Source organism: Nocardioides sp. (assembly GCF_035429765.1).
Taxonomy (GTDB): Bacteria; Actinomycetota; Actinomycetes; order Propionibacteriales; family Nocardioidaceae; genus Nocardioides.
This window is the reverse complement of sequence record NZ_DAOMFK010000088.1, coordinates 1-12,633: the sequence shown is the minus strand read 5'-3', so window position 1 is coordinate 12,633 and position 12,633 is coordinate 1. Positions and strand designations below refer to the sequence as shown.

20 protein-coding genes are annotated in these 12,633 nt (G+C 70.3%); 18 read left to right on the top strand and 2 right to left on the bottom strand.

The features are described 5' to 3' along the window. Positions 1–121 precede the first annotated feature (121 nt). The 17 genes from rplP to PLP61_RS09700 all read left to right on the top strand — a co-directional run bounded on the left by rplP (position 122) and on the right by PLP61_RS09700 (position 9,168). On the top strand, positions 122–541 hold the full coding sequence (gene rplP, locus PLP61_RS09780) for a 50S ribosomal protein L16 (protein WP_324502501.1): 420 nt from the start codon (positions 122–124) through the stop codon (positions 539–541). Next, positions 541–777 carry a 50S ribosomal protein L29 gene (gene rpmC / locus PLP61_RS09775; protein ID WP_324502499.1) on the top strand — a complete coding sequence of 79 codons (237 nt, stop codon included), beginning with the start codon at positions 541–543 and terminating at the stop codon, positions 775–777. The genes rplP and rpmC overlap by 1 nt, the downstream gene beginning before the upstream one ends. Continuing rightward, positions 774–1,049 carry a 30S ribosomal protein S17 gene (gene rpsQ, locus PLP61_RS09770; RefSeq protein WP_324502497.1) on the top strand — a complete coding sequence of 92 codons (276 nt, stop codon included), beginning with the start codon at positions 774–776 and terminating at the stop codon, positions 1,047–1,049. Before rpmC ends, rpsQ begins: the two co-directional genes overlap by 4 nt. Beyond that, entirely contained in the window at positions 1,046–1,414 is a 369-nt protein-coding gene (gene rplN / locus PLP61_RS09765; protein WP_324502495.1) for a 50S ribosomal protein L14, read from the top strand. The genes rpsQ and rplN overlap by 4 nt, the downstream gene beginning before the upstream one ends. 20 nt (positions 1,415–1,434) lie before the next feature. Next, positions 1,435–1,785 carry a 50S ribosomal protein L24 gene (gene rplX, locus PLP61_RS09760; RefSeq protein WP_324502493.1) on the top strand — a complete coding sequence of 117 codons (351 nt, stop codon included), beginning with the start codon at positions 1,435–1,437 and terminating at the stop codon, positions 1,783–1,785. A gap of 2 nt (positions 1,786–1,787) precedes the next feature. Beyond that, positions 1,788–2,357: a 50S ribosomal protein L5 gene (gene rplE / locus PLP61_RS09755; RefSeq protein WP_324502491.1), complete on the top strand. Its 570-nt coding sequence runs from the start codon at positions 1,788–1,790 to the stop codon at positions 2,355–2,357. Position 2,358: 1 nt separating this feature from the next. Continuing rightward, entirely contained in the window at positions 2,359–2,544 is a 186-nt protein-coding gene (locus PLP61_RS09750) for a type Z 30S ribosomal protein S14 (protein WP_324502489.1), read from the top strand. An 81-nt stretch (positions 2,545–2,625) separates the two neighbouring features. Then, positions 2,626–3,045 (top strand): 30S ribosomal protein S8, encoded by a 420-nt coding sequence (gene rpsH / locus PLP61_RS09745; RefSeq protein ID WP_324502487.1) that lies wholly within the window; start codon positions 2,626–2,628, stop codon positions 3,043–3,045. Positions 3,046–3,075: 30 nt separating this feature from the next. Beyond that, positions 3,076–3,618 (top strand): 50S ribosomal protein L6, encoded by a 543-nt coding sequence (rplF, locus tag PLP61_RS09740; RefSeq protein WP_324502486.1) that lies wholly within the window; start codon positions 3,076–3,078, stop codon positions 3,616–3,618. 4 nt (positions 3,619–3,622) lie between these two features. Further along, positions 3,623–4,006 carry a 50S ribosomal protein L18 gene (gene rplR / locus PLP61_RS09735; RefSeq protein WP_324502484.1) on the top strand — a complete coding sequence of 128 codons (384 nt, stop codon included), beginning with the start codon at positions 3,623–3,625 and terminating at the stop codon, positions 4,004–4,006. Positions 4,007–4,046: 40 nt separating this feature from the next. Further along, positions 4,047–4,673 carry a 30S ribosomal protein S5 gene (gene rpsE, locus PLP61_RS09730; RefSeq protein ID WP_324502482.1) on the top strand — a complete coding sequence of 209 codons (627 nt, stop codon included), beginning with the start codon at positions 4,047–4,049 and terminating at the stop codon, positions 4,671–4,673. Continuing rightward, positions 4,673–4,864 carry a 50S ribosomal protein L30 gene (gene rpmD / locus PLP61_RS09725; RefSeq protein WP_324502480.1) on the top strand — a complete coding sequence of 64 codons (192 nt, stop codon included), beginning with the start codon at positions 4,673–4,675 and terminating at the stop codon, positions 4,862–4,864. The genes rpsE and rpmD overlap by 1 nt, the downstream gene beginning before the upstream one ends. Positions 4,865–4,868: 4 nt before the next feature. After that, on the top strand, positions 4,869–5,309 hold the full coding sequence (gene rplO, locus PLP61_RS09720; protein WP_324502479.1) for a 50S ribosomal protein L15: 441 nt from the start codon (positions 4,869–4,871) through the stop codon (positions 5,307–5,309). A 175-nt stretch (positions 5,310–5,484) separates the two neighbouring features. After that, the gene (gene secY / locus PLP61_RS09715; protein ID WP_324502477.1) at positions 5,485–6,780 is read left to right on the top strand and encodes a preprotein translocase subunit SecY; all 1,296 of its coding nucleotides are present in this window, start codon (positions 5,485–5,487) and stop codon (positions 6,778–6,780) included. Next, positions 6,780–7,355 carry an adenylate kinase gene (locus PLP61_RS09710; protein WP_324502475.1) on the top strand — a complete coding sequence of 192 codons (576 nt, stop codon included), beginning with the start codon at positions 6,780–6,782 and terminating at the stop codon, positions 7,353–7,355. Before secY ends, PLP61_RS09710 begins: the two co-directional genes overlap by 1 nt. A gap of 3 nt (positions 7,356–7,358) precedes the next feature. Then, the gene (map, locus tag PLP61_RS09705) at positions 7,359–8,177 is read left to right on the top strand and encodes a type I methionyl aminopeptidase (protein ID WP_324502473.1); all 819 of its coding nucleotides are present in this window, start codon (positions 7,359–7,361) and stop codon (positions 8,175–8,177) included. Between the two features lie 10 nt (positions 8,178–8,187). Then, on the top strand, positions 8,188–9,168 hold the full coding sequence (locus PLP61_RS09700; RefSeq protein WP_324502472.1) for a TerC family protein: 981 nt from the start codon (positions 8,188–8,190) through the stop codon (positions 9,166–9,168). Between the two features lie 15 nt (positions 9,169–9,183). Here PLP61_RS09700 and PLP61_RS09695 read toward each other — a convergent pair whose 3' ends face one another. Continuing rightward, positions 9,184–10,575 carry a serine/threonine-protein kinase gene (locus PLP61_RS09695; protein WP_324502470.1) on the bottom strand — a complete coding sequence of 464 codons (1,392 nt, stop codon included), beginning with the start codon at positions 10,573–10,575 and terminating at the stop codon, positions 9,184–9,186. Then, a complete protein-coding gene (locus PLP61_RS09690) occupies positions 10,572–11,648 on the bottom strand; it encodes an FHA domain-containing protein (protein ID WP_324502469.1) in 1,077 nt (358 codons plus the stop codon). Before PLP61_RS09690 ends, PLP61_RS09695 begins: the two co-directional genes overlap by 4 nt. A 199-nt stretch (positions 11,649–11,847) precedes the next feature. On the opposite strand from PLP61_RS09690, the gene PLP61_RS09685 reads away from it, so the two are divergent. Further along, a partial coding sequence (locus PLP61_RS09685) for a hypothetical protein (protein WP_324502467.1) occupies positions 11,848–12,633 on the top strand: 786 nt, incomplete at its 3' end.

Sequence of the window (12,633 nt, the reverse complement as noted above, 5' to 3'; positions counted from 1 at the left end):
CGCGGGGTGGCGAGCGGCCCAACCGCGGCACCATGACCGCGCGCACCGACACCCCGGCCGAGCCGGCCGCGGCCCCCGCCGAGCCGGCCGAGGCGAGCAGCGGACAGGAGGGCTGAGCACCATGTTGATGCCCCGTCGTATCAAGCACCGCAAGCAGCACCACCCGAAGCGGACCGGTGCGGCCAAGGGCGGCACCAAGCTCGCCTTCGGCGACTACGGGATCCAGGCGGTCGAAGGCCACTACGTGACCAACCGGCAGATCGAGTCGGCCCGTATCGCGATGACCCGCCACATCAAGCGTGGTGGCAAGGTGTGGATCAACATCTACCCCGACCGCCCGCTGACCAAGAAGCCCGCCGAGACCCGGATGGGCTCAGGCAAGGGCTCACCGGAGTGGTGGATCGCCAACGTCAAGCCCGGTCGGGTGATGTTCGAGCTGTCCGGTGTCTCCGAGGACGTCGCCCGCGAGGCGATGCGCCGCGCGATGCACAAGCTCCCCATGAAGTGCCGTTTCATCACCCGTGAGGCAGGTGAGTTCTGATGACACTGGCTCACGAGCTCGACGAGCTGAACAACGTCGACCTGGAGGCCAAGCTCCGGGAGGCCAAGGAGGAGCTGTTCAACCTGCGCTTCCAGGCGGCCACCGGCCAGCTGGAGAGCCACGGCCGCCTCCGCACGGTCAAGAAGGACATCGCCCGGATCTACACCGTGGTGCGCGAGCGGGAGCTCGGCATCCGGACGGCGCCGGGCGCGAACGAGGAAGGCGCCGAGGCATGAGCGACCACACCGAGAACCCCCAGCGCAGCGCCCGCAAGGTCCGCGAGGGCATCGTCGTCAGCGACAAGATGGACAAGACCGTCGTGGTCTCCGTCGAGGACCGGGTCAAGCACGCCCTGTACGGCAAGGTCATGCGACGCACCTCCCGGCTGAAGGCGCACGACGAGTCCAACGACTGCGGGGTGGGCGACCGGGTGCTGGTGATGGAGACCCGGCCGCTGTCGGCCACCAAGCGCTGGCGCGTCGTGGAGATCCTGGAGAGGGCGAAATGATCCAGCAGGAGTCGCGGCTGAAGGTCGCCGACAACACCGGTGCCAAGGAGATCCTGTGCATCCGGGTGCTCGGCGGCTCCGGGCGCCGCTACGCCGGAATCGGCGACATCATCGTGGCCACCGTCAAGGACGCGATCCCCGGAGGCAACGTCAAGAAGGGCGACGTCGTCAAGGCCGTCGTGGTGCGCACCGCCAAGGAGCGCCGCCGGCCCGACGGTTCCTACATCCGTTTCGACGAGAACGCCGCGGTGATCCTCAAGAACGACGGCGAGCCGCGCGGGACCCGCATCTTCGGCCCCGTGGGCCGCGAGCTGCGCGAGAAGAAGTTCATGAAGATCATCTCGCTCGCGCCGGAGGTGGTCTGAGCATGTCTGGGAAGAAGACGATGAGTATCAAGAAGGGCGACACCGTGAAGGTGATCGCCGGCAAGGACAAGGGCGCCCAGGGCAAGGTCATCCAGGTGCTCCGCGAGGAGCAGCGGGTGATCGTCGAGGGGGTCAACCGGGTGAAGAAGCACACCAAGGTCGTCGACCAGGGCGGCCGGGCGGGCAACACCGGGGGCATCATCACCACCGAGGCGCCGATCCACGTCTCCAACGTGATGCTCGTCGAGGGTGACGGCGTGACCCGGGTGGGTTACCGCCGCGAGGAGGTGCTCAAGCGGCGCCCGGACGGCTCGACGTACGCCGGCTGGCGCAGCGTCCGCGTCTCCCGCAAGACCGGGAAGGACATCTGAGCATGAGCGAGACCACCACCGCGCCGGTGCAGCCCCGGCTGAAGACGCGCTACCGCGAGGAGATCGTGCCTGCGCTGCGCAGCGAGTTCGACATCGCGAACGTGATGCAGGTGCCCGGTCTGGTCAAGATCGTGGTCAACATGGGCGTCGGGGAGGCGGCCCGGGACTCCAAGCTCATCGAGGGTGCCATCCGCGACCTGACCGTCATCACCGGCCAGAAGCCCATGGTGACCCGGGCCCGCAAGTCGATCGCGCAGTTCAAGCTGCGCGAGGGGATGCCGATCGGCGCCCACGTGACGCTGCGTGGTGACCGGATGTGGGAGTTCCTGGACCGGCTGCTCAGCCTCGCGCTGCCGCGGATCCGTGACTTCCGCGGGCTCTCGCCCCAGCAGTTCGACGGACGCGGGAACTACACCTTCGGGCTCACCGAGCAGGTGATGTTCCACGAGATCGACCAGGACAGGGTCGACCGGCAGCGGGGCATGGACATCACCGTCGTCACCACCGCGACCACCGACGACCAGGGCCGCGCGCTGCTCAAGCAGCTCGGCTTCCCGTTCAAGGAGAACTGACATGGCGAAAACCGCGCTGAGGGTCAAGGCCGCACGCAAGCCGAAGTTCGCAGTCCGCGGCTACTCGCGGTGCCAGCGCTGCGGCCGACCGAAGGCCGTCTACCGCAAGTTCGGCCTGTGCCGGATCTGCTTGCGGGAGATGGCGCACCGGGGCGAGCTGCCCGGCGTCACCAAGTCCTCCTGGTAACCCACCCGAACCACACGAGATTGCGGCAGGTCCGCCGAGACGTCCTCGACGGAAACCGCCACGAGAAAGGGCCCCACGGCCATGACGATGACTGACCCGATCGCAGACATGCTCACCCGTCTGCGCAACGCCAACCAGGCGTACCACGACGCGGTGTCCATGCCGTACAGCAAGCTCAAGGAGGGGGTGGCGCAGATCCTCAAGCAGGAGGGGTACATCACCTCCTACGAGGTGTCCGACAACACCACCCCCGACGGCTCGCCCGCGATCGGCAAGACCCTCACCATCACCCTCAAGTACGGCCGCAGCCGGGAGCGCTCCATCGCGGGCGTCCGCCGGATCAGCAAGCCGGGCCTGCGGGTCTACGCCAAGCACACGGGCCTGCCCAAGGTGCTCGGCGGCCTGGGCGTCGCGATCATCTCGACGAGCCAGGGACTGCTGACCGACCGCCAGGCGAACCAGAAGGGCGTGGGTGGGGAAGTCCTCGCCTACGTCTGGTAAGCCGCGAGAACCGGCGAAGGAGATACGAGCATGTCGCGCATTGGCAGGCTTCCGATCGCGGTCCCGTCCGGGGTCGACGTCGTGATCGACGACAGCCTGGTGACCGTCAAGGGCCCCAAGGGCACGCTGAGCCACCAGGTGGCCGCGCCGATCATCGTCGAGCGCGGTGCGGACGGCCTCCTGGAGGTCAGGCGTCCCGACGACGAGCGGCTGTCACGCTCGTTGCACGGGCTGACGCGCACCCTGATCAACAACATGGTCGTCGGGGTGACCGAGGGCTACGAGAAGCGGCTCGAGATCGTCGGCGTGGGCTACCGCGTCCTGTCGAAGAGCCCGACCCAGCTGGAGTTCCAGCTCGGGTACTCCCACCCGATCACCGTCAACGCCCCCGACGGCATCACGTTCACCGTGGACGGGACCACCAGGCTGGGTGTCCAGGGCATCGACAAGCAGCTGGTCGGTGAGGTGGCCGCCAACATCCGCAAGCTGCGCAAGCCCGAGCCCTACAAGGGCAAGGGCGTGCGGTACGCCGGCGAGCACATCCGCCGCAAGGTCGGAAAGGCTGGAAAGTAGACCCATGGCTATCTCGCTCAAGCAGCACAAGCACACGGCCGCGCGCATCCAGTCGCGGCTGCGCCGTCAGAAGCGCGGCCGCAAGAAGATCGCCGGCACGGCCGAGCGTCCGCGCCTGGTGGTCACCCGGTCGGCCAAGCACATCACCGTCCAGGTGGTCGACGACCAGGTCGGCCGGACGCTCGTGTCGGCCTCCTCGATGGAGGCGGACGTGCGTGCGCTGTCCGGGGACAAGACCGCCAAGGCCAAGAAGGTCGGCGAGCTGGTGGCGGCGCGGGCCCAGGCGGCCGGCGTCCAGGGCGTGGTGTTCGACCGCGCCGGCAACAAGTACCACGGCCGCATCGCGGCCCTCGCGGACGCCGCCCGGGAGGGCGGCCTGTCCTTCTGACCCACGCGATAGATACGCAGAGAGAGAAGAGGAAAGTCTCATGAGCGGAGCCCAGCGCGGACAGCGCTCGGGTGGCGAGCGCCGGGGTGGCCGCGACGACCGTCGTGGTGGCCAGGGTGCTGACAAGACCGCCTACATCGAGCGCGTCGTCGCGATCAACCGAGTCGCCAAGGTCGTCAAGGGTGGTCGACGTTTCAGCTTCACCGCCCTGGTGATCGTCGGTGACGGCGAGGGCATGGTCGGTGTCGGCTACGGCAAGGCCAAGGAGGTGCCCGCGGCCATCGCCAAGGGCGTCGAGGAGGCCAAGAAGCACTTCTTCCGGGTGCCGCGCGTCCAGGGCACCATCCCGCACCCGGTCCAGGGGGAGAAGGCCGCGGGCGTGGTGCTGCTGCGTCCGGCCGCGCCCGGTACCGGCGTGATCGCCGGTGGCCCGGTGCGTGCGGTGCTGGAGTGCGCCGGGATCCACGACGTGCTGAGCAAGTCCCTCGGCTCCTCCAACCAGATCAACATCGTCCACGCCACCGTCGAGGCGCTGAAGATGCTGGAGGAGCCGGAGGCCGTCGCCGCCCGCCGCGGCCTGCCCGTCGAGCACGTCGCCCCTGCGGCCCTGCTCAAGGCGCGCGCCGAGACCCAGGCCCCGGCCGCCCCGGTGGGGGGTGCGGTCTGATGGCTCGGCTGAAGGTCCAGCAGAAGAAGTCCACGATCGGCTGCAAGGCCAACCAGCGCGAGACCATGCGCTCCCTCGGCCTCAAGCGCATCGGTGACACGGTGGTGAAGGAGGACCGCCCGGAGATCCGGGGCATGGTCCACACCGTGCGTCATCTGGTGTCGGTCGAGCTGATTCAGGAAGGCGACTGACGCCATGACGTTGAAGCTGCACCACCTGCGCCCCGCGCCGGGCGCGAAGACCTCCAAGACCCGCGTCGGTCGCGGTGAGGCCTCCAAGGGCAAGACCGCCGGCCGCGGGACCAAGGGCACCAAGGCCCGCAACCAGGTGCCTGCCGCCTTCGAGGGCGGTCAGATGCCCATCCACATGCGGCTGCCGAAGCTGAAGGGGTTCAAGAACCCCTTCAAGGTGGAGTTCCAGGTCGTCAACGTGGGCCGCATCGGGGAGCTCTTCCCCGAGGGCGGCCCGGTGACGGTCGAGGACCTGGTCGCCAAGGGCGCGGTCCGCAAGGACGAGCGCGTGAAGGTGCTGGCCCACGGCGACCTGTCCGCCGCCTGCCAGGTGAGCGCCCACGCGTTCTCCGCCGCGGCCAAGGAGAAGATCGAGGCTGCCGGCGGCTCCGTCACGCAGCTGTGAGCCGCGACGAGGGGCGCGTGCCACCCGGGCCCACGGCCCGGGGGCGCGCGCCCCTCGCCACGCCTCCGGGGCGCTGCACCCCCCCTGTTAGGCTTCCCCGGGTCTTTGCCGGCCCGCCGCAAGGCGGCTCCCACCGGCGGTCGGGACCTCCGCCCGCCCCGAGAAAGAGGATGTCGTGCTAGGCGCGTTCGCCAACGCTTTCCGCACTCCGGACCTGCGACGCAAGCTGCTCTTCGTGGTGTTCGTCATCGCGCTGTTCAGGCTCGGTTCGCAGGTCCCGGCCCCCGGCGTCAACGTCGCCAACGTGCAGTCCTGCCTCAACACGGTCGAGAACAACGGGCTCTACACCCTGATCAACCTCTTCTCGGGTGGCGCGCTGCTGCAGCTCACCATCTTCGCGCTGGGCATCATGCCCTACATCACCGCCTCGATCATCCTGCAGCTGCTGGTGGTGGTGATCCCTCGCCTGGAGGCGTTGAAGAAGGAGGGGCAGGCGGGGCAGACCAAGATCACCCAGTACACGCGCTACCTCACCCTGGGCCTGGCGCTGCTCCAGGCGACCGGGATCGTCGCCCTGGCCCGCTCCGGCGGGCTGATCCAGGGCTGCCAGCAGAGCCTGCTCTACGACGACAGGATGGTCACCTTCCTGGTCATGGTGGTCACCATGACCGCCGGCACGGCGGTCATCATGTGGCTGGGAGAGCTGATCACCGAGCGGGGCATCGGCAACGGGATGTCGCTGCTGATCTTCACCCAGGTGATCTCCGGCTTCCCCTCCTCCATGTGGGCGGTCCAGAAGGCCCAGGGGTGGCTGGTGTTCGCGCTGGTGATCGCGGTCGGCCTGGTCGTCGTGGCGGCCGTCATCTTCATGGAGCAGGGTCAGCGGCGGATCCCGGTCCAGTACGCCCGACGGATGGTGGGCCGCAAGATGTTCGGCGGGAGCTCCACGTACATCCCGCTGAAGGTCAACCAGGCCGGCGTGATCCCGGTGATCTTCGCCTCCTCGCTGATGTACCTGCCGGCGCTGGCGGCCCAGTTCAACCAGAACAGCGACTCTGTCTGGGTGCGGTGGGTCAACGACTACCTTGTGCGCGGCAGCCACCCGCTCTACATGATCGGGTTCTTCCTGCTGATCGTGTTCTTCACCTACTTCTACGTCTCGATCACCTTCAACCCCGAGGAGGTCGCCGACAACATGAAGAAGTACGGCGGCTTCATCCCGGGCATCCGGGCCGGCCGACCGACCGAGGAGTACCTCGCCTACGTGCTGGCGCGGATCACGCTGCCCGGCGCCCTGTACCTCGGCACGGTGGCGCTGCTCCCGCTGATCGCGTTCGTCCTGGTCAACGCCAACAGCAACTTCCCCTTCGGTGGCACCTCCCTGCTGATCATGGTCGGTGTCGCGTTGGATACGGTGAAGCAGATCGAGAGCCAGCTTCAGCAGCGCAACTACGAAGGGTTCCTGCGGTAATGCGCCTCCTCATCATGGGCCCGCCCGGGGCGGGCAAGGGCACCCAGGCCAGGTTCGTGGCCGAGCACTTCGGCATCCCGGCGATCTCCACCGGAGACATCTTCCGCACCAACGTCTCCCAGGGGACCCCCCTGGGCCAGCAGGCCAAGCGGTACATGGACGCCGGGGAGTACGTCCCCGACGAGGTCACCAACCTGATGGTGCGCGACCGGATCGCCGAGCCGGACGCGGAGCGTGGGTTCCTGCTCGACGGCTACCCGCGGACCCTCGCCCAGGTGCAGGAGCTCGACGAGATGGTCGAGGCCACCGGGCACCGCCTCGACGCGGTCGTCGTGCTCACCGTCGACCCCGAGGAGCTCGTCCAGCGGCTGCTGGCCCGGGCGCGGACCGAGGGCCGCGCCGACGACACCGAGGAGGTCATCCGGCGTCGTCAGGAGGTGTACGCCGAGCAGACCGCCCCGCTGATCGACGTGTACCGGCGCCGCGACCTGCTGGTCGAGATCGACGGCCTCGGCGACGTCGACGAGGTCACCCACCGGATCTTCGCCGCCCTCGACGTGATCCCCGAGAGCTGACCGGTGGCCCTGCGGGACCGCGGGGTGGAGATCAAGTCCCCCGAGCAGATCCTGGCCATGCGACGAGCCGGGCTGGTCGTGGGCAGGACCCTGGAGCTGCTGCGCGCCGCGGTCCGCCCCGGGGTCTCCACCGGCGAGCTGGACGCGATCGCGGAGGACGCCATCCGCTCGGCCGGTGCGACGCCGTCGTTCCTGGGCTACCACGGCTTCCCCGGGTCGATCTGCACCTCGGTCAACGACGAGGTCGTCCACGGGATCCCCGGTGAGCGGGTGCTCCTGGACGGCGACCTCGTCTCGATCGACTGCGGCGCCATCGTCGACGGCTGGCACGGCGACGCGGCCGTCACCGTCGCGGTCGGCACCGTGTCCGGAGACCTGCTGGCCCTGATGGCGGTGACCGAGGAGTCGCTGTGGCGGGGCATCGCCGCGGCCCGGATCTCCGGCCGGGTCACCGACATCTCCCACGCCGTGGAGACCTACGTCCGCGCGAGCGGCGGCTACGGCATCCTCGAGGACTACGTCGGCCACGGCATCGGCTCCCGGATGCACATGCCGCCCAACGTCCCGAACGTCGGCCGGCCCGGACGCGGTCCCCGGCTGGTGCCCGGGCTGGCGCTGGCGGTCGAGCCGATGGTGACCCTCGGCACCCACGAGACCGTGCTGCTGGAGGACGACTGGACGGTGGTCACCACCGACGGCAGCCGGGCGGCGCACTACGAGCACACCTTCGCCCTCACCCCCGACGGGGTGTGGGTGCTCACCGCTCTCGACGGCGGCGAGGCGAGGCTGGCCGAGCTCGGCGTCCCCTTCGGCGGCCGGTAGGGCTCCCGGGATGGACGTCTCCTCGACCGTCTGGGCCGTCACCATCCTCGCGACGGTGGGGGTGCTGCTCTTCGACGTGTTCATCATCGGCCGGCGCCCGCACGAGCCGAGCATGCGGGAGGCCTCGCGCTACCTGGTGCTCTACGTGGCCCTCGCGCTGGCCTTCGGTGTGGGGGTGTGGGTCACCAGCGGGCCGCGGTACGGCGGTGAGTTCATCGCGGGCTGGCTCACCGAGTACTCCCTCTCGGTGGACAACCTGTTCATCTTCATCATCATCATGAGCAGGTTCGGGGTCCCCCGCGTCTACCAGCAGACCGCGCTGCTCATCGGGATCGTGCTCGCACTCGTGCTGCGCGGGGTGTTCATCTTCGTCGGTGCCGCCGCCATCGAGCAGTTCAGCTGGGTCTTCTACCTGTTCGGCGGGTTCCTGGTGTGGACCGCCATCCACCTGGCGCGTGAGGCGGACGAGGAGGACGAGCAGTACGAGGAGCCCCGGCTGGTGGGCTTCGTCCGCAGGCACTTCCCGGTCACCGAGGAGTGGCACGGGGTCAGCCTGGTGGCCCATGAGAGTGGACGGCGGATGATCACCCCGATGCTGCTGGTGGTCCTGGCCCTCGGCGTCACCGACCTGATGTTCGCGCTGGACTCGATCCCGGCGATCTACGGGCTCACCAACGAGCCGTACCTCGTGTTCACGGCCAACGTGTTCGCGCTGATGGGGCTGCGCCAGCTCTACTTCCTGATCGGCGGCCTGCTCCAGCGGCTGGTCTACCTGTCCTACGGGCTGGCGTTCCTGCTGCTGTTCATCGGCGTGAAGCTCATCCTCCACGCGCTGCACGTGAACGAGGTCCCGTTCATCAACGGCGGTGAGCCCGTGACGTCGGTTCCGGAGATCCCCATCTGGCTCTCCCTGCTGGTCATCGTGGCCACGCTGACCCTCACCGCCGTGGCCAGCCTGTGGAAGGTGCGCGTCGAGAGCCGGCGGTCCTGAGCCGGCTGGGCGGGCTCAGCGCACGCAGTCGTCGGCCCAGGCCGAGGAGGCCCGGTCGCTCACCAGCCTGACCTCCAGGCACACCCGGCCCTCGGCACGCAGCCGGAGCGACCGACGGACCGTGCGCCCCTCGGCCCCGGTGTCGGTACGGGTCCACTGCCAGGTGTCTCCCGCCTGACGGTCCGCGCCACCCCAGGTGAACCGCACCCAACCGTCCTGGCGCTGCCCGGAGAGCGAGGGTGCCGGCAGGAGCGCCTGGGGCGCGGGGTCACCGGGGGTGCGCTGCGAGCTGGGCGGGAGCGGGGTGCCGCGGTCCTGGTCCGCGCCGCCGCTGCCCGCGGTGAGGAACAACGTGGCTCCCACCGCCAGCAGGGCCCCCGTGCCGAGCGCGGTCCACAGGGCCGCGGTGCGCCGTCGGGACCGTCCTGGTCCTGCGGTCGGCGCGGCCGCCGGGACGGGGGCGAGGGCCGACACGGCGGTCGGCGGCTTGAGCCGGGTGGCGTCGACGTCGTCAGGGTCGTCGACCCGGAACGGCGGTGGCTCTGAGCCGCCGCCCTCGACGGCGATCGGGGTGCGGGGGAACCCTGCGGCGGCCTCGATCCGCTGCAGGCCGAGGGCCAGCTCCAAGGCAGTGGCCGGCCGGTGGTCGGGGTCCTTGGCCAGGCACTGCTGGAGCAGCCGGTCCAGCGCGGGTGGGGCATCGGGACGGTGCGTGGCCGGGGGGCTGGCGTGCAGGATGCGCGCGGTGAGCGCCCGCGTGGAGTTGTCGCCCTGGGGGATGGAGAACGGCGAGCGCCCCACGAGCAGGTGCCAGATGGTCGCGCCGAGGGAGTAGACGTCGGAGGCGACCGAGCCGTTCGAGCGGCCGTTGAGCATCTCCGGCGGGGACCAGGGGTAGGAGATCCGGACGTCGTGGTCCCCCTCGAGGTCGTGCAGCCCACCGGCGATGCCGAAGTCGGTGAGTGCCGGCTCGGAGTAGACCGTGACCAGCACGTTGCTGGGCTTGATGTCGCGGTGCACGATGCCGGAGCGGTGTGCCGTCTCGATGGCACTCGCGAGCTTGATGCCGGTGCTGACCGCGTCGGCCACCGGCATCGGGTTGGCCCGCACCCGCACCCCCAGGTCGGGGGGTGGGCAGTACCGCATCACCAGGTAGGGCCGGCCGTCGCGGGTCACCCCGGCGGTCATCACCGACACGATGTAGGGGTGGTCGGCGAGCAGCGCCATCGCGTTCGCCTCACTGGTGAACAGCGCCTTCTCGCGGTCGCTCAGCGGGATGTCGGGCCGGACCACCTTGATCGCGACCTTCTGCCGCGGCCACTGCTGCTCGTAGAGGAAGACGTCGGCGAAGCCGCCGCTGCCCAGGTGCGCCAGATAGTGGTACCCCGGGATCGGGGGACCGCTCACGGCGCCACCTCGTAGGTGATCTCGTAGACGTCGGCCAGGTCGAGGGTATGCCCCGGCTCGAGCACGTAGCGTTCGTTGGCCCGGATCCGCTGCGGGAGCCGGCCGGGGATGCGCAGCGTGGTGCCGCCGCGGGAGCCGAGGTCACGGGCCAGCACCAGCCAGCCGTCGAGCTCGATCTGCAGGTGCATCCGGGAGACGTAGGTCGAGTCCTGGGGGAGGTGGACCAGGTGCGGCCAGTCGTGGCTGTCGGCGACCGGCGCCGGTCGCCGGCCGAACACCACGCCGCGGTCCAGCGGCACCAGCTCCCCGGTGGGCAGCCGCAGCCCACCGAGCAGCGGACGGGGCACCCGCTGCGGGTCCTGCGGAGGAACGGCGACGTGGCACACCCGGCAGGTGGGGGTGTAGGCGGGGGTGACGTGACCCTGGGGGCAGTAGACGGCGAGCACCGTCTCCTGCGTCGACTGCCGCAGGTGCTCGTTGAGTCCCTGGCGGTAGAGGGTGGCGTCGGCTTCCTCCCCGCCGCTCCCGCCGAAGCCGGGACCGAGCACGTCGGAGATCGACCGCGGCACGGTGACCTCGACGTCGTCGACCTCCTCCCCGGTACGGCTCAGCGCGTCCGCGGCCCGGAACATCGGTCGGGTGGCAGGCGGGCCGGGCGCCGTGGCGGCGAGGATGTCGGCCGGGATCCCGTCGATCAGCCCGGGGGCGGTCAGCTCGGGCACGTCCAGCGACACCGCGGCGGCCGGGACCACCCCCGCCACCAGCGGCCGGGCCGGACCGTCGGCCTCCAGGCCCACGGTGAGACGCTGGCCGCCCGAGTGCGGCTGGACCGAGCCAGCACCCCAGGTGACCGTGGGGTCCGGGTCGTCCAGGTCGACCAGGACCAGGGACACCTCCCGCAGCGGGTAGGCCGCCTCCAGCGAGTGCAGCAGTCGGTCCCGCACCGCGCCGGCGGTGCCCATCAGCTCCCACCAGGTGTCGAGGGAGGACTCGGGCGGGTCCGCGGCCAGCAGCAGCCAGCGTCGGCCCCTGGCCAGGAGCACGCCGGATCCGGCGACGTAGCTGGTCTCCACGACCACGTCCTCTCGTTCGAGACGGTTGGCCCGGCGGGCGGGTCCAGGGCATTGGTCTGGACCAGACCCGGATTGTCTCATTGTTCCCCGGCACCCGGGGTGCGCGACATGATTTGATCCAGTTGCCGGATCGGGCCACGCTGGGCGCGTGCGCGGGTTACCCTCGCGCCGGGAGTGTTGTCGCGTCGACGGGAAGATCATGGCTACTCGGGGTGGTGTCTGGCGCCGGCACCGCGCCAGAGTCGCGGCCAACCTCGCGCTCCTCGTCGCGCTCGGCGGCGTGGTCTTCTACGCCGCCCACACCGACGGCTACCGCACGCACCGTGCCGAGCTCAACGACGGCGGGATCTGGACCACCAACCCACGGCTGGGGTACTTCGGCAGGGTCAACAAGCAGATCGGCCAGTACGACGGGGCGGTGTTCGCCGACTCCGGGTCCGCGCTGGACATCGTGCAGGAGGACTCCGCGGTGGTCGGCGTCGACCTGACCACCGGTCGGATCTCCCCGATCGACCCGGCCCGGGTGGCCGAGCCGGACGGTCAGCAGGCCTCGATCCCGGCGGCCGGGCAGGTGCAGCTGGCCGGTGGCACCCTGGCCGTGCTGGACGAGCGTGACGGGGCGCTGCGCGCGGCGCGGGTGGACCCGGAGTCGGGAACGCCGGCGGTGTCCGCCCTCGACACCTCGGCCCGGACGCTGGCGCTGGCCGGTCCGCGCGCCGCGCTGGCGGTCACCCAGGCCGGCACCGTCTTCGCGATCTCGGCCGACGAGGACACCCTGACCCGGGTGGACCCGGTCGGCGACGGCTTCGGGCCTGCCCGGCGCTTCCCGCTGGCCGTCCCTCTCGGGGACGGCGCCGACCTCACCACGGTCGGCCAGACGCCCGTGACGCTGGACCCCGGGGCCGGCAGCCTCGCGGCGGTCGGCGGCGCCCGCGCCGTGGTCGAAGCCGACGCGGTGCTCCAGCAGCCCGGGCCCGATGCCGCC